The organism is Devosia neptuniae (assembly GCF_025452235.1).
Taxonomy (GTDB): Bacteria; Pseudomonadota; Alphaproteobacteria; order Rhizobiales; family Devosiaceae; genus Devosia.
This window is the reverse complement of record NZ_CP104964.1, coordinates 92,951-115,866: the sequence shown is the minus strand read 5'-3', so window position 1 is coordinate 115,866 and position 22,916 is coordinate 92,951. Positions and strand designations below refer to the sequence as shown.

Annotated in this window: 24 protein-coding genes and 1 pseudogene; 13 read left to right on the top strand and 12 right to left on the bottom strand. The window is 59.5% G+C overall.

Annotated elements, in window-relative coordinates:
- Positions 1 to 10: 10 nt before the first annotated feature.
- Positions 11 to 1,048, bottom strand: coding sequence for a L,D-transpeptidase family protein (locus tag N8A98_RS00585; protein ID WP_262165671.1), 1,038 nt, complete (start codon positions 1,046 to 1,048; stop codon positions 11 to 13).
- Positions 1,049 to 1,432: 384 nt separating this feature from the next.
- Here N8A98_RS00585 and N8A98_RS00580 point away from each other — a divergent pair, with 384 nt between their 5' ends.
- Entirely contained in the window at positions 1,433 to 1,759 is a 327-nt protein-coding gene (locus N8A98_RS00580; protein WP_262165602.1) for a hypothetical protein, read from the top strand.
- Between the two features lie 11 nt (positions 1,760 to 1,770).
- Here the strand turns inward: N8A98_RS00580 and N8A98_RS00575 are convergent, their stop codons facing one another.
- Both N8A98_RS00575 and N8A98_RS00570 read right to left on the bottom strand, forming a co-directional pair.
- On the bottom strand, positions 1,771 to 2,082 hold the full coding sequence (locus N8A98_RS00575; RefSeq protein ID WP_262165669.1) for a sensor histidine kinase family protein: 312 nt from the start codon (positions 2,080 to 2,082) through the stop codon (positions 1,771 to 1,773).
- Between the two features lie 38 nt (positions 2,083 to 2,120).
- Positions 2,121 to 2,390: a hypothetical protein gene (locus N8A98_RS00570; protein ID WP_262165668.1), complete on the bottom strand. Its 270-nt coding sequence runs from the start codon at positions 2,388 to 2,390 to the stop codon at positions 2,121 to 2,123.
- Positions 2,391 to 2,765: 375 nt separating this feature from the next.
- Here N8A98_RS00570 and N8A98_RS00565 point away from each other — a divergent pair, with 375 nt between their 5' ends.
- The 4 genes from N8A98_RS00565 (at position 2,766) to N8A98_RS00550 (ending at position 5,539) form a co-directional block, all read left to right on the top strand.
- Positions 2,766 to 3,476, top strand: a complete 711-nt coding sequence (locus N8A98_RS00565; protein WP_262165667.1) for a DUF1428 domain-containing protein — start codon at positions 2,766 to 2,768, stop codon at positions 3,474 to 3,476.
- 545 nt (positions 3,477 to 4,021) lie between these two features.
- Positions 4,022 to 4,318 (top strand): type II toxin-antitoxin system TacA family antitoxin, encoded by a 297-nt coding sequence (locus N8A98_RS00560; RefSeq protein ID WP_262165666.1) that lies wholly within the window; start codon positions 4,022 to 4,024, stop codon positions 4,316 to 4,318.
- A gap of 3 nt (positions 4,319 to 4,321) precedes the next feature.
- Positions 4,322 to 4,837: a GNAT family N-acetyltransferase gene (locus N8A98_RS00555; RefSeq protein ID WP_262165665.1), complete on the top strand. Its 516-nt coding sequence runs from the start codon at positions 4,322 to 4,324 to the stop codon at positions 4,835 to 4,837.
- Positions 4,838 to 5,539 (top strand): oxidoreductase, encoded by a 702-nt coding sequence (locus N8A98_RS00550; RefSeq protein WP_315974453.1) that lies wholly within the window; start codon positions 4,838 to 4,840, stop codon positions 5,537 to 5,539.
- A 27-nt stretch (positions 5,540 to 5,566) separates the two neighbouring features.
- On the opposite strand, the gene N8A98_RS00545 is transcribed toward N8A98_RS00550, so the two are convergent.
- The 3 genes from N8A98_RS00545 to N8A98_RS23325 all read right to left on the bottom strand — a co-directional run bounded on the left by N8A98_RS00545 (position 5,567) and on the right by N8A98_RS23325 (position 7,812).
- Positions 5,567 to 6,151 (bottom strand): TetR/AcrR family transcriptional regulator, encoded by a 585-nt coding sequence (locus N8A98_RS00545; protein WP_262165663.1) that lies wholly within the window; start codon positions 6,149 to 6,151, stop codon positions 5,567 to 5,569.
- A gap of 162 nt (positions 6,152 to 6,313) precedes the next feature.
- Positions 6,314 to 6,886 carry a LysR substrate-binding domain-containing protein gene (locus tag N8A98_RS00540; protein WP_449240163.1) on the bottom strand — a complete coding sequence of 191 codons (573 nt, stop codon included), beginning with the start codon at positions 6,884 to 6,886 and terminating at the stop codon, positions 6,314 to 6,316.
- Positions 6,887 to 7,359: 473 nt separating this feature from the next.
- Positions 7,360 to 7,812, bottom strand: coding sequence for an invasion associated locus B family protein (locus N8A98_RS23325; RefSeq protein ID WP_390888756.1), 453 nt, complete (start codon positions 7,810 to 7,812; stop codon positions 7,360 to 7,362).
- A gap of 341 nt (positions 7,813 to 8,153) precedes the next feature.
- On the opposite strand from N8A98_RS23325, the pseudogene N8A98_RS00535 reads away from it, so the two are divergent.
- A pseudogene (locus N8A98_RS00535) lies at positions 8,154 to 10,387 on the top strand (TonB-dependent receptor).
- Between the two features lie 514 nt (positions 10,388 to 10,901).
- Here N8A98_RS00535 and N8A98_RS00530 read toward each other — a convergent pair.
- Genes N8A98_RS00530 through N8A98_RS00510 form a run of 5 tightly spaced genes read right to left on the bottom strand, consistent with a single transcriptional unit; the run spans position 10,902 to position 17,608 of the window.
- On the bottom strand, positions 10,902 to 12,617 hold the full coding sequence (locus N8A98_RS00530) for a CocE/NonD family hydrolase (RefSeq protein ID WP_262165659.1): 1,716 nt from the start codon (positions 12,615 to 12,617) through the stop codon (positions 10,902 to 10,904).
- An 8-nt stretch (positions 12,618 to 12,625) separates the two neighbouring features.
- The gene (locus N8A98_RS00525; protein ID WP_113122203.1) at positions 12,626 to 13,612 is read right to left on the bottom strand and encodes an ABC transporter permease; all 987 of its coding nucleotides are present in this window, start codon (positions 13,610 to 13,612) and stop codon (positions 12,626 to 12,628) included.
- Positions 13,605 to 15,107, bottom strand: a complete 1,503-nt coding sequence (locus N8A98_RS00520; protein ID WP_262165656.1) for a sugar ABC transporter ATP-binding protein — start codon at positions 15,105 to 15,107, stop codon at positions 13,605 to 13,607. The genes N8A98_RS00525 and N8A98_RS00520 overlap by 8 nt, the downstream gene beginning before the upstream one ends.
- 1 nt (position 15,108) lies before the next feature.
- Positions 15,109 to 16,125 (bottom strand): sugar ABC transporter substrate-binding protein, encoded by a 1,017-nt coding sequence (locus tag N8A98_RS00515; RefSeq protein ID WP_262165654.1) that lies wholly within the window; start codon positions 16,123 to 16,125, stop codon positions 15,109 to 15,111.
- 31 nt (positions 16,126 to 16,156) lie between these two features.
- On the bottom strand, positions 16,157 to 17,608 hold the full coding sequence (locus N8A98_RS00510; RefSeq protein WP_262165650.1) for an arabinose isomerase: 1,452 nt from the start codon (positions 17,606 to 17,608) through the stop codon (positions 16,157 to 16,159).
- 157 nt (positions 17,609 to 17,765) lie between these two features.
- Between N8A98_RS00510 and N8A98_RS00505 the strand changes: the two genes are divergently transcribed.
- From N8A98_RS00505 to N8A98_RS00480, 6 genes are all read left to right on the top strand, one after another.
- Complete coding sequence (locus N8A98_RS00505) at positions 17,766 to 18,680, top strand: helix-turn-helix domain-containing protein (protein ID WP_262165647.1); 915 nt, start codon at positions 17,766 to 17,768, stop codon at positions 18,678 to 18,680.
- 309 nt (positions 18,681 to 18,989) lie between these two features.
- Complete coding sequence (locus N8A98_RS00500) at positions 18,990 to 19,226, top strand: KTSC domain-containing protein (protein ID WP_262165646.1); 237 nt, start codon at positions 18,990 to 18,992, stop codon at positions 19,224 to 19,226.
- A gap of 2 nt (positions 19,227 to 19,228) precedes the next feature.
- Positions 19,229 to 20,089, top strand: a complete 861-nt coding sequence (locus N8A98_RS00495) for an alpha/beta fold hydrolase (protein WP_262165900.1) — start codon at positions 19,229 to 19,231, stop codon at positions 20,087 to 20,089.
- A 134-nt stretch (positions 20,090 to 20,223) separates the two neighbouring features.
- Positions 20,224 to 20,790, top strand: a complete 567-nt coding sequence (locus tag N8A98_RS00490; protein ID WP_262165898.1) for an alpha-ketoglutarate-dependent dioxygenase AlkB — start codon at positions 20,224 to 20,226, stop codon at positions 20,788 to 20,790.
- A 26-nt stretch (positions 20,791 to 20,816) separates the two neighbouring features.
- A complete protein-coding gene (locus N8A98_RS00485; RefSeq protein ID WP_262165644.1) occupies positions 20,817 to 21,077 on the top strand; it encodes a DUF1622 domain-containing protein in 261 nt (86 codons plus the stop codon).
- A 78-nt stretch (positions 21,078 to 21,155) separates the two neighbouring features.
- Positions 21,156 to 21,563, top strand: coding sequence for a DUF5655 domain-containing protein (locus tag N8A98_RS00480; RefSeq protein ID WP_262165642.1), 408 nt, complete (start codon positions 21,156 to 21,158; stop codon positions 21,561 to 21,563).
- Positions 21,564 to 21,898: 335 nt separating this feature from the next.
- On the opposite strand, the gene N8A98_RS00475 is transcribed toward N8A98_RS00480, so the two are convergent.
- Positions 21,899 to 22,048, bottom strand: a complete 150-nt coding sequence (locus N8A98_RS00475; RefSeq protein ID WP_262165640.1) for a hypothetical protein — start codon at positions 22,046 to 22,048, stop codon at positions 21,899 to 21,901.
- Positions 22,049 to 22,402: 354 nt separating this feature from the next.
- Here N8A98_RS00475 and N8A98_RS00470 point away from each other — a divergent pair, with 354 nt between their 5' ends.
- Entirely contained in the window at positions 22,403 to 22,837 is a 435-nt protein-coding gene (locus N8A98_RS00470) for a hypothetical protein (protein ID WP_262165638.1), read from the top strand.
- Positions 22,838 to 22,916 lie beyond the last annotated feature (79 nt).

Here is a 22,916-nt window from a genome sequence, read left to right as displayed (position 1 = left end):
TCTTCTGACGCTAGAGGAATGTGACCGTCACCCCAGGTCCCACCATGGCGGCCAATTCTTCCGCGTCCCAATTGGTCAGACGAATACAGCCATGAGAGCCGGTCTTGTCAATCAGGGCCGGCTCTGGGGTTCCATGAATGCCGTAGGTAGGCTTGGAAAGCGCAATCCACATTGAGCCGACAGGTCCATTCGGTCCGGGCGGGATCGTCAGGACCTCGGTGTTTTCGCCCTGCTGGAAGTTGATTGCCGGATTGTAGGTGTAGTTAGGCATCGGCGTTGCCTGCCCAACAGTGTACACCCCGGTGGGGGACGGGTTCTCTTCGCTGCCGATTGTTGCCGGATAGGCCGCGAGCAATCGTCCAGGCTCGTCATAGGCCCGCACCTGGCGCAAAGTCTTGTCCGCCACGATCTGAGCTGCCTGCCCGACCTGGTTGGTACCGGTCATCGCGATGAAAACCGTCTCCCCTGCGTGAAACGTAGCGGAGGGGTTTAGCGCAGCCAGAAAATCCACATCCATGTGGAAACGTTCGGCGACCATCTCCCGAACGCTCTCATAGCCGAGAAATGTCAGCGTTGCCATTTCGGCATAGTCCGAAGGTATGGCAGGCACCACCGCAGCCTCATCGTCCGCTGTTACTTGATAGGTCCCGATGACCTGTGCGCCTGTCTCAAGCACCGCCAGCACTTCTGGATTGAGATTGCCGTCGATCGCAAGGCCGTACATGAACTGAAATGCCATGATGGCCTTGCGGACATTGTCGCCGTCGAAGCCATCAATGACGCCGGGTGAGATACCATGCTGATCCAGCAATATCTGCAAACGGGCGACTGAAGCACTAGGCAGGATGGGCGCGGCTTCGGTGCCATCCGCGATTTCTGGTGTTGTCTCGATAAAAAGGCGCCTTTGTAGCCCCACGTCCAAGCCCAGCTGCGCTCCATTGATGACGTCAGCAGTGAGCTCCCCAGGTGCAGGCATGCTCTGCGCCATAACCGTCACTGGCTGAAGCAAAGCCAGCAGGGTAAACGCGATTTTTAGATGCTGGGTCATTCTGGCTCCAAGCCATGGAAAGGTGATTGTATGGCAGAACGCATGAAAACTTCCCCGACGGGTCGGGGAAGTTTGTGGAAGGTAGTCCGTTGACGTGCGATAGCGCCGTCGTCAGGAGGCGGGAGCATCGTCAGTTATGCGGCTGAACGAGAGGGTCTGGCATAGCACCACCACTCTGCAACCCTCGATCTCGATCGTATCCGCGGCCACCTGAGTAATGGTGCTCTCCGCCTCGCTGCCGTCGAACGACAATCGGGCCAGTCATTTGGGAAATCTCTCAGGTGCGTTTGGCACCTGAATTGTCCCTGGCAACCATTCGTTGGATGCCGGAGTTGAGTGAGCGGCGTCGTATGCACTTCGCAACGCCGCGCGGAAAGACCCATTATGCATGACTATCCGGCCGACGCAGACATCGTCTCGCAAATCGAAACCGTGCGCACAGCGCTTCCCACCTGGGTTGTCAGCACTGTCGAATTGGTCGAGCTGGCAGAGAATGCTGAACGGGCTGCCGTTCACTCCAATCCCGAAACGCTCGATCGCTCTCGCCAGCTGATCGTCGAGGTTGCAGAATGGCAGCAGAAGCTCGCCGAATGGCAGGTGCTGGACCTGAGCCCTCGGCTCAAGGCCGAACTGCGCATCCTCAAGGCCACGCTCGACGCGTCAATGGATGAGGCGAACCGTGCTGCAGGCGAACTTCATCTGTTCGACTAGGCGCATCTGCCTCAGACCGCGAGGCGTTCCGGATCAATCTTGAGCGTGACGACGAGGCCATCCTCAGCCCAATCGCACTGGATTGAACCGCGCAGGGCGCTGGTGATACTGCGCTCGACAAGCCGGGTGCCATAACCGGCGGGCGCGGTGGACTGCACGACCGGTGGGCCGCCGCGCTCGGTCCAAACGACCGTGACAGCATCGTCCCTGGCGGAACAGGACACATCGACCAAACCCGTCGGCAGGGCAGCAATGGGTGGGAAGGAGACGGGCGGCTTTTGAGCCACAAAGGCTGAAAAGCAGACGCGACAACTTTTGGGCATAGTAGTGACCAAGCGCAGAGCAGCGACGTCCATTCACTCTATTGGGTACTAGGTATTTGACAATTCCACGTCGTGGCAGCAATGCCCTCCGGTAGAACATAGCTGTGGGTGGCGATCCCTTTTTCCTTATCAAGGGTAAAGACCTGAATTGGCTGAACCTCCATACTCACAGAAGATACTGCGAGGCCTGTGAAACGAAATGTAGAAATAACCTCGTTAAAGCCGGTTATACCAACGTCACTTCCATCTTGCAAAAAGCGGATTGATTTTCCGATTTCATCGATAATTAGGCTATCGACGATTTCCATCGCAGACGACAAGTTTCCACTATTGACCCGGACTTCACAGTTATATTTCTCAGGTGCTGCGAAGGCCGAAGTGGCTAATAACAGGCTAGCGAGCATAGCAGTGGAAAAAAGTGTGCTCTGCAACTTCGGACACTCTCGTTCTTGGTGGCACACAAATGACCAGCTTCAGTCTGGCCGAGCATCGACTTAGGCCAGAGCTTCTACGCACGGTACCAGTGGGGTCTGCTTCCGGGAAGAGCAGAACGGGCTACCCTTAACCGAAATGGGGTCGACTGCTGACTGATGCCTTCCGGAGTGGGAAATCGTCCGCCCCCGGTCGAAACTGCGCCTCCCCATTCGTCGTTGAGCTAGACGCAACCCGATAGGAGACCTTTTATGTCCTATATTGATGGCTTCGTATTGGCCGTTCCGGCCGCCAACAAAGACAAATATATTGCGCATGCCAGCACAGGGGCCAATCTGTTTAAGAAACTTGGCGCCACTCGCCTGGTCGAAACCTGGGCCGAAGATGTGCCGCACGGCAAGCAGACAGATTTCTATCGTGCCACCAAACTGGAAGAGGGCGAAGTGCCGCTCTTTTCATGGGTGGAGTATCCCGACCGTGCCACCCGCAAGAAGGCTGGTGAGGACATGATGAACGATCCCGACGTACAGGCGATGTCCGAAATGCCGTTCGACGCGTCGCGCATGATTTATGGTGGCTTCGAAGTGCTGAGCGACACCGGCACCAAGGCCAAGCCGGGCTATGTCGATGGCATGATTTCCCCGGTTCCCGTCGCCAAAAAAGAGGCTTATCGCGCCGCTGCCCAGGCACGGGCACCGCTGCTTATCGAACAGGGTGCCCTGCGCGTCGTTGATACCTGGGGCGATGACGTGCCTCCCGGCGAAACCACCGACTTCCAGCGAGCCGTCGCCACCAAGGCCGACGAAACCATCGGCTTTTCCTTCATTGAATGGCCATCGCGGAAGGTGCGCGACGACGCTTGGAATATTCTGATGAAGGACCCCCGCATCGCCCCCGATCCAAAAATCTGGGACGCCTCCCGCTCGATCATGGGTGGCTTCGAGCCGGTCGTCGACCTCTAGGAGGAAAACCGTGCCAGCTCCCGCCCGTATTCCGGGCATCGGGCTGGCGCTCTAGAAACGGCACCACGCCACCAAGGCCCAATCCTTGCCTGACAAAATGGATTGAACGACGGCAGCTTTAGGATTTTGCGTTGCAAGCCTAAGTGACGGAAATGGGGTCGGGAGCCGCCTCGGCGTATTCGCTAGTGAACGGCGGCTTTCTCGCCTTCCGATCCTGAAAGCGTACAGACAGCTGTTGGCCCATTTTCTGCCGTCAGCGGACCGCACGCTCCCTGTCCACTTTGGGGCCGGCAGCGGTCTGTCGCTTTTGGGTGGTTAAGTCGGTTAGGCGCCATAGGGTTGTTCGTGGCCAATCGCCCAAGCATCCCTACACTCAATCGACCAACCGTCCGCCGTGGATGCCGGCAGCGCCCCCGCTGAACCGGGGGCAAAAGCTGACCCCATCATGAATGATGGGTCATGGCATGAGACCACACAGGCATTAGCGTATTGCATTTTGCAATACGGCCGGCTATATTGTCGTCATGAACAATGGAGGTATTGCCATGCCCAATATCATCGAACGCAAGGATCATCCCCTCTCAATGCGGCTGCCGTCAGCAGACATTGCCATGATCGACCGTGCCGCCAGCCTGCGGGGTCGTTCGAGGACCGATTTCGTACGCGATGCGGCGGTGCGGGAAGCGGAGAATGTCATCATGGAAGCTATGCCCATTCGTATGAGCGCGGAGGGGTTCAGGACCTTCATGGACGCCTTGGCCCAGCCGGGCCGGCCTGTGCCAGAAATGGTCGAGGCCATGCGGCGTCCGGCACCATGGGAGACCGAGAGCGACGGGGACTGATCCGTGACCCTATCTTCGCCTGAGCCGCTTGCGTCACATCATGATGTTTCCGAGTTCTCCTGCGGCAAGCCGGCCCTCGACCATTGGCTACAAAACCGGGCACTCTCCAATCAGACCAAGGGCTTTACCGCCGTGATGGTGGTGCATGAGGCTGGGCGTGTCGTCGGGTTCTACGGTCTCGCACCGACCGCCATCGTTGCGGCAACCATGCCGCGCTCCATTCGAACTGGGCAGCCGCCAGACCCTGTGCCGTGTCTACTGTTAGGGCAATTAGCGACGGACACTGCGTGGGCTGGACGTGGGATCGGTACCGGCCTCGTCAAGCACGCCCTGACGCGTTGCGTCGAGGCCGCTGGTCTGATCGGGGGTCGTGCCCTCGTGGTCAATGCCGTCGATCCGGAGGCCGCTGCTTTTTGGACCCGAAGGGGTTTCATGCCCTCGCGTGACGATGCACTGGTGCTGTTTCGGTCTATCGCCGATATCGCGGCGTCGATCGCCGCCATCGGCGATGGGGGCTGACTGGACACCGCTTTACCGCCCTGCCCTCAAATCCGCTGCGGCTGCGATGTCACCGACGCGGCCTCTGTGGACCAGATGGTCCAGAATGTTGTGAGACAGACAGGGCAGATTGATTTGCTGGTCAACAATGCCGGGTCCGCATTGATCGGCGGCGCCGAAGAATCCTCGATCGAGCAGGCGCAAGCTCTCTTTAACGTCAACGTTTTTGGCGTCATGCGTGCGACCAACGCGGTGTTGCCCTACATGCGCGCCCAACAGAGCGGCCGCATCATCAATATCAGCTCGGTGCTTGGCTTCATCCCGAGCCCGTTCGCCGCCACTTATTCGGCAACCAAACACGCCGTTGAAGGACATTCGGAATCGCTTGATCATGAGATGCGTTCGTTTGGCATCCGCGTTGTCTTGGTAGAACCCTATTTCACACACACCCCGTCAGACCTGAACGCCATTGGCCCCGACCGGTCGTTGCGGGCCTATGCTGCGTCGCGCGAAAGGGCAAGCGACAACCGGAAGGCCTACATCGCCGCGGGCGACGCTCCGGAGCTTGTCGCGGAGACGGTGCTCGCCGCAGCAATCTCCCCTGCTCCGCAACTGCGCTATGCCACCAGCAAAAACACCAGAAGGGTACGACTCCTCCGCAGGTTTGTGCCGGCCCGCATTTTTGACAGCAGCCTGCGCAAGCAACTCGGACTGCCCGCCTGAACCATCAGCGCGCGCCGCTTGCGAAGGCTACGCCGCCGCATCCGGAGTCGACTTCAGCAATTCACCGAGCGCGGCGCTCAGAAAATGGTTTGACACTTGCTCGTCGTCAACCGCCCGCGCAATCACGAGCGCGCCGACCATGGTCGACAGGGTGATCATCGAGCGCTCTCTCATATCTTCGCCAGGCGCTACGCTGACGAGTTGGTCGAGCAGCTCGAGATGGCGTTCGATCCCGGCCTGAAAAGTCTGGCGTAATTCGGGGCTGTGCCTGGCAGCGTCAGGCGCGAGGGAAGCAATCACGCAGCCCTCTGCCCTTTCTTGAAGATGAGTGGCCGAAAGATAAAAACTTAAAAGTGCCCGCCGCGGATCGCTAGAGCCGGCGGCAAGGTCGACCCATCTGCTTTTGCTGTTTTCGAGCGCGCTGGCCGAAGCTTCTACGATCAGATCGTCCTTGGAGCTGAACTGCTTGTAGAAGCCACCCTGCGTCAGCCCGGCGCCCTTCATCAAATCGCTCAAGCCAATACCATTGAAGCCATGCTCTCGAAAGAGCTTGCTCGCGACATTTACGACGTTCTCGCGGTTCGCCTTTGCCTGGGCACGACTTACTCTCACTGCCAAATCCTCGTTCTGAACGTTGATAATATATGTCGGTCACAATCTAAAGTAAATGTCACCCCAGCTGACGCAGGAGCGGAGTGCGCTGGCGGCGCTCGTTGAGTAGAGGCCTTGCCGGTCAGGGCCACGAGGCGTGGCGGTTCGTGCCGGAAACCTCGCTCACCGCTGCGCGAATGCAATCGAGGAGATAGCGCGCTGGCGATGAGAGGGGTGTATTGGTCGTAGAGGTCCGTCCCACCGAACCCAGGGTTGTCCGGTATCGACTGGCAACAGACGAAAATGCCCCTCGTCGATGTCGTCGACGACCACGCCTTCGGAGATGATCCACACCGCCTTGGTCAGCCGCAGGAAGCTGCGCGCAAAACTGTCGGATACCGTTTCGATCAGATGAGACATGGCGAAATCGCCATGTGTTGCCAGCAGCCGTTCGACCGTGGGCAGGATGACCGCGCCGGGTGGCGGCATCAGTACCGGATATTGGCCGATCATGGATAAAGTGAAATCGGGCACCGAGAGAAGCGGATGAGCCGGGCCGACGACGAAGGCGATCTTTTCGGAGTAAAGATGCTCGAAGGAGAGGCCGGCGATCTCGCCCGGCTCGGCCATGCGACCGATAACCAGATCGACATCGCCTGAGCGCAACAGCGACAGCAGATAGGCATTGGGACCGGTAATGACGCGCACCGTCGCGGAAACGCCGGACTGGGTGAAAATCTGTAGTGCCCTGGGCAAGATACGGGCTGACGCGGTGGGCAAAGCGCCTACGGCCCTGGCCTTTCTCGGCCTGCCCATGGTCTTGCCATGCCAGGCGACATCGCTTCGGCCGCAGCGCGCGCTCCCAGGCCTGCTTGTCAGCACGAGTTGCCGCCCTGCGGCATTGACATACGCGTAAGGCACTTGCACCGGTGCGTCAGAATAGCGCTGTGCCAAGTGCATGGTTCGCATGTCCGGGTCAGGATTGCTGACCATCCAGTCCACACCTAAATTACAACTGTTGCTGGTGAAGCCGTTCCGTATCCTCCTCCCTCGGACCCGCTTCTTGTGACATCGGATTTAGGTCGAATCCTCCTCCCTCGGCTTGGATCCGCCCGGTCCTGCGCATATCCTCCTCCCTTGCGCCGGGCCACCACTTCAAAGGCCCCATCTTCCGATGGGGCCTTTTTTTCCTTGAGCGAGATGCCGTCATGTGAGGCCGGCCCAAGCGATTAAGGAGTAAGTTGGTCTACGCGGCCAAGGACCGCGGTAAAGCCAGAGAGAGAAACTGAGAACTCAGCGGGCTCGGCGGCGGCGGACGCACTTCTCGCAGCTACGGTCAACGTAGTTCCTCTCTTGAGAGCCTCGAGTTCGTCAGGCGGAAAAATCACCGGGACAATGCAGCCGCCCGGGACACAGGTTGTAAATTTCGCTCCCGATCCCAGCGCTTGCTCATCAATTTTAAGCGTGACCGGCGACTGGATATCCAAGCCAAAGGGTAGGACCAGGACGCCGCTGCGGGCACCCCGCTGCGACGCATAGAGCTCAATTGCGAAGACCTGCTGGCCCGTCTGACTGTCGCCCTGTGCTTGGCTTGTCGCGCAGACTTTCTGGTTGTTCTGTATCGCGCAGTTTACGGTCCAATCACCGAATGTCTCTGTGATCGAAGATGCACCATTCGGCAAAGTAGCTGTAGAAGCACTCTCGCCCGCTTGAGCGACCTGTAGCGCTTCGCCTAGCTTGTCGCTCCCCTGCGCAGCCTGAGCGACGACCTCGTGACTTTGAGTAGGTGGCTGAGATTGTCCGGGTCTTCTTGGCCGACCGCCAGTCGCACAGGTACCAACAGAATTGCTACCCAAACGGCAGTTAGGCGGGCGCTTGCTCCAACGCGCATCTGCTAGTTCCAATCACGTTTTTTAAGCTGGGCAACCAGCCGCCTGCGTCAAACAGCGCCTTAAAACTAGACTTGACTCAAATTGTCAAGTTTGTGATTGCTCTGAATATGGACGGGTCTGGGGGATCGCAAATGTTGTTTTTGTTCCGCGGCGGAAGCCTTTTGGCTTTGGCCGCTCTGTCACTGCTCACTTCGACCTCAATTTCGGCGGTAGCGCAGGAAACCGCGCAAGCAAGCGTCCCTGCGCCGTCAGGGATAACAATGCTTGAGAGGTTGGTAATTGACGTGGCGAGCGAGCCGACATCGGCAACAGGCACGATTGGCGAGCCGATGGCTCCTTATGCAGGAGGCCAGGTCGCCTCGGGTACAACGCTAGGCGTGCTGGGCAACCGTCCCGTTCTCAACACCCCTTTCAGCGTCACCGGCTATACCAACGAGTTGATCCGCGATCAGCAGGCGCGATCGATTGGCGAGGTGGCGCTAAACGACCCATCGGTGCGCAACGACGCTTCACCCTTCAGCGAGCGCGACGCTTTCTTCATCCGCGGTTTTTCCGTCACCAATCTCGATACCGCCTTTGACGGGCTATTTTATATCGCCAACCCTCGACGGAGCTTCCTTGAGGGAATCGAGCAGGTTGAAATCCTCAAGGGCCCCACGGCATTGGTAAATGGTGGTATTGGCCGGGTGGGTGGAACGATCAACCTCATTCCCAAACGAGCGACGACCCAGCCGCTGACGCGCATCACCACGACATTTACCAGTGACGCCCAGCTATGGTCACATCTCGACTTTGGCCGCCGCTTTGGTCCCGAAGGCGAGTGGGGCGTCCGCGTGAATGGATCGTACCGCAATGGCAATACGCCTTACGACAACAATCTGGTCGAAGTTGGCGTTGCCTCATTGGGTCTCGACTATCGCGGCGAACGCTTTCGCGCATCGCTCGATCTCAATCATTCCACGCAGAACATCGACGCGCCGACGTCGCTATTCAATTCGGCAGCGCCGGGAATTGTTATACCCAGCGCGCCGAGCGGCCGCATCAATCTGTCCAGCCCGTTCGAATACCACGACAGCACCTACAACATGGTGGCCGGTCGGGTCGAATTCGACGTGCTTCCAAATACCACTATCTATGCCGCCGGAGGGGTCAGCCGTTACCGGGAAGACTTCCTCTCCTCTTCCCACCGCATCATCGACGCCAGTGGCGCCGCACAGGCCACACTTGCCATTCAGCCGCAGCAGATCCAAGGTTTTTCAGGTGAGATCGGCTTGCGCTCGGAATTCGACACCGGTCCTGTCGGCCACCAGGTCAACGTCTCGCGCGGGCGCTCAACGAAAACTATCGTGGCGGCTTTGCTCCGGCCTCCATCATCCTTCCCGGAACATACCCCACCAATATTTATGCGCCGGTCTACCTTCCCGACGGTTCGGTGGACACGAGTGGCTTTCCGCGTTCGGACAGTTTGCCACTATTCGCGAACCTGATGGCCACCAGTGTCGCAGTCAGCGACACTCTTTCTTTTGCTGACGATCGGTTCCAGCTCACGCTTGGGGGACGCTACCAGGAAATGCGTTCAGAGAGCTTCAATACGCGCCCGGATCGTGGTCCGATTGGAACAAGCACCTATCTTTACGAAGGCGGTCGTTTCAGCCCCGCCATCGCGGCCTCGGTGGCCATCACCGACAATTTCTCCGTTTATGGAAACTATGTCGAGGGTTTGACCGAGGGCCTGATCGCGCCGGCCGCTGCGACCAATAGCGGTGAAATGTTCCCCCCTGTCGTCAACACGCAACGGGAGATCGGCGTCAAGTACGATACCGGATCGGTTCTGCTGACTGCTTCGCTATTCGAGATCGAGCAACCGAACGGCTTCACGGCTCCGGGCGGAGCCTTTGGCCTTGATGGCTTGCAGGTTAATCGCGGCATTGAATTGTCGGCCTATGGCGAACCCTTCGAGGGGCTTCGCCTGCTCGGCGGCGTAACATTCATGGACGCCCAATTGGCACGGACCCAGGCAGGACTTTACGATGGCAACCAAGTGACGGGTGTGCCTCAGGTAGCCCTCAGTCTTTATGGCGAGTATGACGTGCCCTGGATCACCCCTGGTCTGACTCTAACCGGAAGAGTGATCTATAGCGGTAGCGCGTTCTATGACCAGGCAAACACCCAAGAAGTATCAGATTGGACGCGCTTCGACGTCGGCATGCGTTATGAGGTCGAAGGACCGCACGGCAAACCGGTGGAACTGAAAGCGGCTATAGAGAATGTTTTCGACCAGAACTACTGGGCCTCGTCGGCCCGTGGTTTTCTCGCCGCGGGTGCACCCCGTACATTCAAGGTTTCCGCTTCCGTCAGCTTCTAGAGTCGTCAGTCCCCAAGATTGGGCCAAAATCCGATGACCGCACCGACAGGTGTCAACTTTTCGATGGAGCTGAAACTGCCGCTTTTTTGGGGGGCGAGGCGAGCGAGCGATGTCCGGCGGGACAGAGGTGGTCATGAAAGTGTCTCTTGGATCGCAGCAACTGGCCTTACGCTAGAAGCTGAAATTTAATTTGCCTAGTCCGCTTGCTGTTGCCTGAAAAAGGCTCCTTGCTGATTCAACCGGCATAGTTTCATTTGCGACGAAGATGGTGGCAGCCGCGGCTCTGGGAAGCGTTGCCGGCATGAAACGCGGCGGCATTCCAGCGATCATGCTAACCGCGCGCATCTGCGGACCGATCTCGAATGACGCTACGGCAGCTTATGCGGCGACGCGTCAGGACAGCGAACGTCTGAATGGGAGTCGGTACCCGCCCTTGCTATTCGGCTACCAGAACGGCAGCTATGTTCTTCCTATTCCTATTAACTGCCGGTCTGCAATCGGCCCATTTCAGACATCAGTGCGAGGCTTCATTTACACCAGAAGCGGGCGTAATGACCGTTGGCAGCAGCAACCGCGTCTGCATTGACGGGCCCCCGTGGATACGGTGGTCACTGGCGAGAAATTCAGATGAGGTTGCAAGATGAGCCGGGCGACCCGATTGCGGATTGCGATCAAAGCGCGGGAAGTTCGACGAGGCAATCTGGAGTCTCAGGCGGGAACCGGCTGGAAAGAGATGACTGACGTGGCCGAGCCGCACCCGGATTTCCGCAGGGCTCTCGCTAGCTCTCGCCTGCCGGAAAATTCCATCTACGAGTCCAAAGCTCTTGCCTGTTGGAGCGACCACACACAGTCGGGCGGTCCAATCGGCACTTGCTCCGGTTGAGGACACCCAAATCACGGTCTCCACAAGTCCGGTCACCTCTAGGTCGTCTCTGATTGGTGCCGATGTGAAGGTGATCACATCGCTTCGGCTCTCCACTTCAGTCTGATCTTTTGACGCCGAATTGCGACCTGACAGCAGTCCGGGCAGGAAATTGGCACCGCCGACAGTTGGTACTGGATCGAGGGGATCGGACACGAATATCCGATGCCATTCGTTCTGTGACACCACAGTGTCCAGCCCGTCCGCGGTTAGGAAATACGGGCGGACTTCGCCATTTGGCAACGGCCAGTCCGGCGCGTCATGCCAGGTGTTGGAGCCCGAACGGAAGTATGTGACGACTGGCAGTTTCGGCAGTTTCCTATTCCGTACGGCGTCAAAGAAATCGAGCTGCTTCTCTGCCAAACCGGCGGTCGAGGCAGCATAGCCGTGCCAGAAATCGCCCTGCCAGTCGGTGGGATTGCCGTGCGACCATGGTCCGATGATCAGCCGGTCGGGCACCTCTGCGGCATCGGTCCAGCGGGAGCGCAACGTCTGGAACAATTCGAGCGAGCCCTCAACAAACAGGTCATTCCAGCCGCAGCTGACCAGGGCCGGCTGGCGGGTCTGGGCCAGGGTGTCGAGATGTTCGCGAGCGTTCGGCGCCGCTGTGGCCCGCGCCGAGTCGAACCATTCCCGCGCATAGGGCGCGAGCGCAGCGAGATCGTCGTCGAATACGGGCAGGCGTGCAAAGGCAGACTGCGGGTCCTGCTGGAAGGCCGCAAGCAGCTGGCGCGCACGTTGGGCTTCGGCTGCTGGCATATCGGCGAACCGGCGCTCGAGATCGGTGCAACCTAGGCTCTCGATGATCCAGAGGAGCAGGAAGCCGAGCTCGACGGCGCCACCCCGATAACTCCAGGTCTCGCCATGACGGGCCGTGGTCAAATGCGGCGAGATGGCCACCAGCGCCTCGGGATTGCCGGCGGCCGCGAGAACTTGGGTTGCCCCGACGTAGGAGGCGCCAAACATGACGACCTCGCCATTGCAAAAATCCTGCACAGCCAGCCAGGCAATGGTGTCGATGCCGTCATCCAGCTCATGAACGAAGGGCTCGAAGTCGCCCTCCGACCCATAGCGGCCGCGGGTGTCCTGCAGCACAATGGCATAGCCGCGCCGTAGCGCCACCATGAAGTCCATGGCCGAAATATGCTGCGTGCCGAAGGCGTCTTCCTTGCGATAGGGCGTGCGCTGCAGCAGGACGGGCCAGGGTCCCTCCCCGGCCGGGAGCCAGATGTCGGCACGCAGCAGACAGCCGTCTCGCATGGGCGTGTCGACGGAATCGAGGATGCGATGGGTCCGATTTGTAGGCATGAGGGGTCTCAGGCGCGAATGAAGCGCTGCCGAATCTGATCAAAGGATACGGCAAGGATCAGTAGGGTGCCGGCTGCGACCTGTTGCCAGGTGGAATTGATATTCATTAGCGTCATGCCGTTGTTGAGCACACCAACGATCAACAGGCCGAGCACTGTGCCGAACATGCTGCCCGTGCCGCCCTTGAGCGACGTGCCCCCCAGAATGATGGCGGTGACGACTGCCAGCTCGAGGCCAGTGCCGGTGGTGCCCGAAGTCGATCCAAGCTGGGAGGCACTGACCAGCCCCGTCACGGCCATGCAGAGGCCTGAGATGACAAAGCCCGCGAACAGCGTGCCCTTGGTGCGAACGCCTACCAGGCGGGCGGCATTCTCATTAGCGCCGATGGCATAGATGGTGCGGCCGAATACGGTCCGCGCCAGGACGATGCCGACGACAACGGCAATGACGACGAAGACCAGCGCTGAAACGGGGATATCGAAGAACGGACGGGCAATGGCCCAGTCGAAGCCATTGATGCGCACCGAGCTGGCGCCGCCGATGGAGAGGGTCAGGCCACGGAAAATGGCCAGCGTGCCAAGCGTGGTGATCAGCGCATTGACGCCGACCACCGTGACGAGGAAACCATTGAGCACGCCAATGCCGGCACCGATCAGCATTGCAACGATCAGCGCAGCCGGAATGCCAAGTGTTTGGGCCGCCAAGGCGAACATCAGCGCCACGAAGGCAGTACCGCTACCGACCGACAGGTCGAACTGGCCGGCGATCAGCAGAATGGTGCCACCCGCGGCCAAGATGCCGGTTATAGACAACGCGGTGATGATGTTGACGATATTTGGCCAGGACAGAAAATAGGGGGAGTTGATTGTGAAGAACACGATCTCGGCCAGCAGGAAGATGAGCAGCGCGCCCCACTCGGGACCTTTCATGCGGATACGCGAGCGCGGCGCCTCGGCGATCTGGCCGGCAGTGCTGGATTGAACCTGTTCAGGCATGTGCGCCCCCTCCCGCAGCTTCGGTGAGCCGCGCCGTTGAAATGTCGTTCTGGTCGATATGCGCCACGATCCGTCCCCGTACCATAACCAGGGCGCGGGTCGCCGCTTCGGTGATGTCTTCGTAGTCGGAACTGGCAATCAGGATGCCATGACCCTCCCGGGCCAGGTCGCGTAGCACCTGGTAGATTTCCTGCCTCGAGCCGACATCGACGCCGCGCGTCGGCTCGACCAGCAGCAGGAGCCTCGAGCCGGCCTCGAGCCAGCGTCCCAGGAGGACCTTTTGCTGGTTGCCGCCCGATAGGGTCAGTATCTTTTCCAGCCCATCGGGGCGCGAGCGGACCTTCAAGGTTTTGTGCCAGCGACCGAACACGCTGGATTCTATTGTGCGGCCGATGAAGCCACCTCGGGCAAGGCGTCGCCAACTTGGCGCGGCGAGGTTTTCGGCCACCGTACGGGAGCGCAGCAGACCTTCGCTGGCGCGGTCGGCCGGCAGGTAGCCAATACCGCGTGCAATAGCTTGGCGGGGATGGCGGAACCGAACGGGCTGTCCTTCAATTCGAATTTCACCCGCTGAATGCGGCTGGGCGCCGAAGATGGCGCCGGCGAGTTCGGGAACGCCGGAGCCCACCTTTCCATAGAGGCCGACGATTTCGCCAGGAGCGACATCAAGGTCGATATCGGCAAAAGCCTCGGCGCTAAGGCCGCGCACGCTGACAAGCTCAGCCTGGCCTGAAGCCTGGTAGGCGTAGCGGTCGTAATGGGTGGTGATGGCGCGTCCCACCATCGCCGTGACGACTGAGGCCTGGTCGGTTTCGGAGACTTTGGCGTCCATGGAAACGCGGCCGTCGCGCAGCACCAACACGCGATCGGCAAGGGCAAAGACCTCATCGAGCCGGTGAGTGATATAGAGGATGGCGACACCCTGGCCGCGCATGCGCTCAATCAGCTTAAAGAGCCGGCGGGTTTCGGCATCGGAAAGGGCGGCTGTGGGCTCATCGAAAATGAGGCAGCGCGAGGCGCCCGCCGTGGCCCGCGCAATTTCCACGATCTGACGTTCGCCCAGTCGCAGGTCTGCGACCTTGGCATCGAGCGGCAGGTCCGAGCCCAGCGCGTCCAGCGCCTTGCGAGCACGACAGCGCGTCGCCTTGAAATCGACGAAGCCGAAGCGATTGGGCGGAGCCCCAAGCGAAATATTCTCGGCGACGGTTAGCGTCGGCGCGTCGGCGATTTCCTGGGCAATCAGACGGATACCGGCATTGCGGGACTGCGCCACAGTACGAAAACTTACGGGCCGGCCCTCGACCTCGATCGTGCCTTCATCGGCCTGATGGTCCCCGGCCAGGATGCGCACGAAGGTCGATTTGCCGGCACCATTCTCGCCCAGAAGGGCGGTCACAGTGCCGGCGGGCAGGTCAAGGTCCACCCCATGGAGGACCTTGACCGGACCGAACGACTTTCTAATTCCGCGGACGGAGAGAAAGCTCGTCTGTGTCATATCAGCAGCTCAGCTCAGGGTAGAACTGCTTCATGTTCTCGGGGGTGATCACCTCGTGCGGCACGAGAATTTGGTCGGCAATGCTCTCGCCCTTCACGGCCTTTATGATGTTGGGGATGATCAGTTCGGCATACTTTTCCGGAAAGTATGCGGCCGACGCGATGAAATGTGGCGCCGTCCATATCTGGCAATTGCCGGGATCGAAGTTCTGCACGCCTAGATAGAGGTTTTCGGTGCGGTTCTGCGAGCGTGCGGCGGCCAGAGCCCCGGTGATCACGTCTTCGTTGATGCCGACCACGATGACGCGCTGGGCGCCGGGCAGCGCAGTCAGCGTATCGGTGACCTGACGCTGGGCCGTGTCGGCCTGACCGCCGGCACCGGTATCGATGATGCGGGCATTCTGCACGTCGCCACAGACCTTGGCGAAGCCGTCACGCATGCCGCCCATGCGCATGTCGTTGACCACGCCAACGGCCAGGGATTCCAGTGACAACCAGGCGTCATACTGGCAGTCAAAGTTCTCCTTGAAATACTGACCGAGCGCATAGCCGACGATTTCACCGGCATAGACGTTGGCGGCGCCGACAAAGGCCGTCTGGCAGGGTTGCTGCTCGATATCGATGGCGATGACGGGAACCTGCGGCCCCTCGGCACAGATATTCGCAGCGGCCGCTGCGTCGGCCTGGAAGGTTACAAGGCCGTCGACATTCTGCGTCCTGAACTGGCGGGCACAGTCGAGCGCCGCGGCGGCGTCGAATTTGGAATCGCAGGTGACGAGATTGATGCCCGATGTTTCGGCGGCCGCGACCATGCCTTTTTGCAGGGCCTCGGTGAAGGGCACACCCAGGCCGAGCTGGGTGAAGCCGATAGTGAGACCGTCGCCGCTGCCCGCTTCGACAGGCGCGAATTGCGCCACTTCGGGCGGCGGGGTGATGCCTGCGTCCTGGGCCATGGCGGGCATGATGCCCACCATGGCAACCGCAGCGGCCAGCGGCCGTAGTCTCCTCAGAATAGTCATGTCGTTCTCCTCCTGTTTATTCTGCCACGGGTCAGACGACCCGCGTGAATTTCAGATTCAGCAGTTTCGCCAGTTTCTCGATCCGGCCCGCAATGTGGCCCACGCCGACTGCGCAGTGATGCGCAGGACCGGCGGCATTCCAGGCCTCGGTGAAAGCGCGGGCGCCATTGGCGAAGCGATAGCGGCTATTGGTATTGCCGATTTCCAGGATCGGGCCGGGCACCGACTCGCCCTCGGCGACCAGCAATTCGACCCGCCCGTCGCGCTCAATGACCGACAGCAGCGTTACCGGCCCGTGGCGCACTGACATTTCCACCGACACGCCCTTGCCCACTTTGCCATGATAGACTTCCAGCGGGCGGACCTTGGTCTTACCCTGGGCTATTCTGGGGTGGCCGGGGCCGTCGTGGCCCATCAGGACCACATCGTCGTCGAAGTCGATGGCGTAGTATTCGGTGAAGGATCCCCCAACGCCGAAGGCATCCATGATTTTCATGGCCTGGGCATTCTTGATTTCATATTCGCCGGCAACCGGAACGCCGCTCGCCGTCAGCAGCGAACAGCCTAGGATCACCGACGAAACGAGGTCTTCGTGTTCATGGCCGGGAACCGAGACATAGAAATAGGCCATCGAGCCCAGGTCATGCGCCACGACCAGTTTCTGGAGCGCCGCTGCCGTGGCCGCCGCGCGGCGCAGTTCGGCCGCATCGCAATCGGGCTCTATGTAGAATTCGGCGTGGATGCGAGCCAGCATGGCGTCGATTTCGGCCGCCTGGAGTTCGCGCCGGATCTGGGCCAGCTCGTCCATTTCGAGAAAATCGACCACCGTGCCGAAGGCCGCCGACTGGACGGTCAGGTCCGAATAAATGTCGAGCATGCCATTATAATAATGGCCCATCAGGCCGAGGCGATTATGCGCCATGACATGGACGACGCGGGCAGCCTCGATCCAGTCCTCGACTTCGCCGTCGACATGAGCATCGCCCTCCAGCACGCCCGTCACCTGGTGGGCGGCAATCCCGGACCGGTTGAACACATTGATGATTTCGGGCACCGGGCAGGCCGCGCAATAGGCCAGCCACTCACCGGTCATGCGGGTCCGGTTCTTCATGGCGTTGAAGGCGCCATAATCGATGGACCGCTGGGGCTGCAGATTGAGCACCACGACAGGCACGCCGGCGCGGCGGACGACCGGGAGAACTGTCGATGACAGCGCATAGGTCGTGACATAAAGGAAGATGACGTCCACATCGGCCTCGCGGAACCGATGACCCGCTTCGACCGCCTGCGGGGCGGCGTCGATCAGACCCAGATTGACGATCTCGACGCCAGGCCGCGCCAGCTTGGTCGCGACCTTTTCGACATAGGATTCGAGGCGGCTTTTGAGGCCTTCAAACTGCGGCCAATAGGCATCGAGGCCTATGCCAAACAGGCCCACCTTGAGCGGCCTATGGGCATGCCGAAGCTCCGCTCCAGATTGCATAGTCCTCTCCCCGATACTGCGACAGATGAAGCCGCAATGGCGCCTTTGGCGCTCTCATTCAAAAATTGATCTTGGATTGGACTTTAGCACTCGCCGGGGCATCGAGAACTCGCTACGATTTTCATGAAATGATCTGTTCCATACGAAAATTGATCACATGAATGAGACAGACTACTTTACCTATTTGGCGGATAATGCGCTGTGTGAAGCCTTGGGATGCACCGCCCTGTCAACCGGATACACGCGGATTCCGCCCGGTTCGGCCTATCCGCCAGCTCGGCACCCCGACGACCATCACTTTAAATGGGAGAAGGGCCGGACACTGCAGGCCTACCAGTTTGCGTTGATCAGCGAGGGGCGCGGCAAGCTGCAATCGGCGCCAGATCCCGGCCTTGTGCATGAAGTGAAGGCGGGCGACATCATCCTGATGTTTCCCGGCGTCTGGCATCGTTTCGCCCCCGATCCTGACACGGGCTGGGTCGAGAGTTGGATTGAGTGCCGCGGCCCGGCCTTTGACAAGGTGCTCGACATCGGCGTGCTGTCGCTCGAAACACCCATCTGGCATGCGGACGACCAAGATGCCCAGGTCTTTACCCTTATCCACCGATTGGCGCGAGAGGACGCGTTAGCGCACCAACCAACTCTGTCTACTCTGGGACTGCAATTGCTGGCCCGGTTGTGCCAGTTGAGGGACGTGGCCGGCCAAGGGCATGTCCGCCTCGTGGAGCAAGCAAGGCGAGCCTTGATGGAAAAAAGCGGAGAAACCGCTGTTCTTGACACGATCGCTCGCAATCTTGGCGTGAGCTATTCGACATTGCGCCGGCTGTTTCGCGAGCATACCGGCGTTTCGCTCAAGCAATATCAGACCGATGTGCGCATTCGCCGGGCTTGTGAACTTCTCAGAAACTCCGACCGCTCAATCAAGGCCATTGCAGGCTACCTAGGTTACAGTTCCCCGTTTCATTTCTCCGCGCAATTCCGCAAGTCAACGGGATTGGCTCCATCCGAGTGGCGTACCAAAAACCGCTCCAATTTGGGTCGCCTGAACGCCGACCACCTGCCGACGAACTAGACCGCATCACGTCCCATTCCTGCCGTTCAAGGGTGCGCCGCGAGCTCCTAAGAGCTACCAGTCCGCGTTGCGAGCTTCGGCGTCGGGGTGGAGGCTGTGTGAGAACTCGGCCCCGTAACGCGCCGAGTTCTCACACAGCCTGGGGTCGGTAGTTGCCATCCCCGACCGCATACTATGCGAATGCTGCGGCCGCGCCCCGACGCGCGGCTAGTCACGCCCTAGGGGAAGGATTGGTGCAATAGGCCAGGAACATAGCAGCGTATCGCATCTCTTCGAACGCTATCGCGTTGGGACGGAGGAGCCCGTCCAATGCCGTCCACCTCGATACGACACAGTAGCTGTGACGCCACAACCCGCACCTTGTCTATCTGGCTCGTCACCAACGGGAAGCGCTACGACTATCAAGATGTCCCGCCCGAAACATATGGTGCTTTTCGCAGTGCCTTTTCAAAGGGTTACTTCTTCAACAGCAATATCCGCAGGCACTTCGCTTTTCGACAGAACAAGGATAGCGCCTTGCCCAATGCACCAAGTGCGGGGGACTGATGATCTTTGAAGGCTTTCAGCTTGAAACTTTGAAAGTGTCGGCGGCTACGCTGCGGGTCCGATACGGCGGACATGGACCTGCGGTCCTACTGCTGCATGGCCATCCCCGAACCCACACGACTTGGGGCAGGGTGGCGGAGATCCTGGCTCGATCATTTACGGTGGTATGCCCCGATCTTCGGGGCTTTGGCCAATCCAGTAAGCCAGGCGATACGCCCGATCATTCCGGTTCGTCGAAACGCGCGAAAGCTCAGGACTGCGTGGAACTCATGGCACATCTGGGGCACGACCGATTCTCGATCGTTGGGCATGACCGCGGAAGTTATGTGGCGTTTAGAGCCGCGATGGACCACCCCGAGCGGATCGAAAAGCTGGCTGTACTCGATGGCGTCCCAATCGTGGAGGCATTGGAGCGCTGTGATGCGCGGTTTGCTCAACTGTGGTGGCATTGGTTTTTCTTCGCCCAGCCAGAAAAGCCTGAGCGAGCAATCCTCGCCGATCCGGCAGCATGGTATGTCGCGTCACCCGAGTTCATGGGAGACGAGGCCTATGCCGACTTCCGCCGGGCCACCCAGGATCCGGCAACCGTGCACGCCATGGTCGAGGACTACCGGGCCGGCTTGGGGATTGACCGGCGCCACGACGAGGAAGACCGTGCTGCCGGCAAGACAGTGCAATGTCCAACATTGTGCCTGTGGTCAAAGCGGGACGACATGGAACTACTTTACGGAGACCCGTTAGCGATTTGGAGACCCTGGGCACCGTCGGTGACTGGGCACTCGATCGACAGCGGCCACCACATGGCCGAAGAGGCGCCCGAAGAACTAGCCGCGGCATTGCTCCAATTTTTGGTCGACGCCTAATCAATCCGTGGAAGGCCGGCAGGGTGATTACTATGGCGCTAGTCCTGGATTTTGATGCAAGGACTGAATTGCCATTCTCGGCACCGATTGGACAATCAATGCGTTGAAGGACGCATTCCCCCAGGAGGCGCATGATGACGCTGGATCTTTTTGGCGAGCCGATCCTGCCAAGCGGCTTCACATACCAGACCGATATCATCGGTCTGGCCGAAGAATCCGAGCTGCTCGATCGCCTGGCCGGCCTGCCGTTCAAAAAATTTGAGTTTCATGGCTTCCAGGGAAAGCGGCGCGTGGTGTCTTTTGGCTGGAAGTATGATTTCAGCACTGAAACGATGCATCGGGTAGATCCAATGCCCCAATTCCTTCAGCACGTGCGAGATCGCGCCGCCGTAGCACTTGGTGGCGACCCGGCTCCTTTCGAGCAGCTCCTGGTTACCGAATACGGCCCCGGCGCAGGCATCGGATGGCACAAGGACAAAGCGACCTTCGCCGATATTATCGGCGTTTCCTTGGGTAATTCCTGCACTCTGCGCCTTCGCAAAAAGGCGGGCGCAAAATGGGCGCGCGTTTCCGTGACGCTAGAGCCGCGATCAGCATATCTGTTGACGGGCGTGGTGCGCTCCGAGTGGGAACACAGCATTCCTCCTGTAAGCGAGCCCCGCTACTCGCTGACCTTTCGCTCACTGGCGGAGAGGCGATAGCCTCACCGCAACCTTGGACATTGGTCATGGAAGAGTTCTTTTCGGATTTGCTGCACCTCAAGACGCCAGGCATTGAGGCCGCCGGGATGCTGGTTATCCTGGTTGGCGTCGTGCTGGCCGCGGCGGACATCATCGATACCGTCGCGATCGAACCCTCACTTGAGTCGGTGGCCCTACTCGCCGGGATCATTGTTATCCGCACGTTCCTTAGTGTCTCTCTCGAGGTGGAGATTGAAGGCCACTGGCCCTGGCGACGCGGTAAGGAGCGGAAAGCTGAGCCGTCCTGACGAGTTTACGGCGTTCAACTTACGCGCAGTTTCACTACTGTTTCGTCGCTTCTCTTGTGAACCAATGCAGGATTACAAATGACCCAACAATCCGACGAGCTGGCGAAATATCTGCAAGGGAAGAACGAGGCGACAATTCCGCTATTCCTCCGCTTTCGGGAAGCTGCACTGCGTGCTGGTGGCGGCGAGGTAGTGGAGGAGAAGGTGTCTGCGAGCATGGTGGCATGGAGGGCCAAACGCAATTTCGCAACGGCCTACATTAAAGGAAGGTATCTCGAATGCTCAATTGACCTACTGGAGCAAGTTGGACACGAGCACCTCAAATCGGCCTTCCACACCACCAAAAAAATCCTTACACACCGCTTTACGATCGAGCCGGACGAAGACATCGACGCGGACTTGGTCAAGTGGCTCAAACAGGCTTACGAAACGGTCGGCCTTGGGACGCGCCAGCAGCAACTTCAACACCGCTACCCGGAAAGTTAGGCGCTGGCCGGGAAAAGCGGTGTATTCACGGCAGTCGTCGGCCCATTTGGCACCGATCGTGACGCCGCAGAGGCCGAGTATACGCGCAGACTGTCACGGCATAGGGAAGCTCTAGGCAGTGCGAGACGCGAAGTTCGTAGTCGAAGGAACTGGGTTGAGCCCAGGCTAAACGTGCTTACGAGCATCGCAGACGCTCGCTTCGCGCCGCACGAAGCGAGCGTCTGTGTTTTATTAGCGCGTACTCAAACACAGCGCGCCAAACTGTTATGGCACCGCAGGGTAAACGAGCATTTAAGCGCCCCACGGAGCTCCGCGCCCGTCAGCCTCTCATTGGGCTAGGCCGCCAGGGAGGCCTGATCGCGCAATGCTTTTCGCGCACCGGCGGCGGCCCTGCGGATGATGGCAAGGCGCCGCTCATGCTCATCGGCTGACCACATGGGGTCTATTTTGGGTTCTTTGTCGTTCTGGGAAGTGTGCTTGCTCATGGTGTGCTCCTCGCTGATGCACACTCCTGCCCCGTTATGGTTAGCGCGCTCTTAACACGTCGATCACAACGCTACCTCAAAGGGCGCGGGGACATAGGAGTGGCAAATCTTCACCATCGAGAAGCGCGGGCGGGGTCGCGCGGTCATTACCGCAGACTACGTTTTTGCACGTCGATCTGGATCAGCCGGTCGATGCGCCGCAGTCAATCATCGCGAGCCGGCCGGCGGTTTGGATAGGAAAATTCTACGCCTTAGTAAGATGCCGCGCAGGTGCTGTCTTCAACAGTTGCGATCATAGTACCGTCACGGTTCTTCTGCAGGTTGCCGCAATTTCCACCTCTTGAGGACATGGCATTGCAGATCATTCGCTTGTTGCCTGTAGTCCGGACACTGCTGGTTATCGCCGCCTTGTCCGCTTTCGCCGGGCGGGGACATGCTCAGACACCCGAAACGATCTCACGGATCATCGAAGAGCTCGAATTCAGTGAGGGCTATGAAGCGCGCGTCGATGCACTAATCGAACAACTCTACAGCAAACCGGCGGTCTGGCGAAACGATGCCAATCCAGCCGAGGTGCGCGCGGAGGCGCTCGCGCTGCAACCGCAGGTAGAAGCGCGGTTACGAGAAGTTTTGGCCGTCAAATTCTATGAAGACGAGTTGCAGGGTGTGCTGGATGAAGTGGCCAGAACGGGCAAGATCGACTTCACCCAGGAGGGGATGTTCTACGCCTTGAACTTCGAATTCGACAGCGCGATTTCGGATTTCGTCCTGCCGATGATTGGCTGGTAGGTCGACGCGACGATTTTGCCAGTGCTCGCCGATCGATGACCCGAGGCTGATATGGGTCAAGCATGTCCTCGCGTTCAAT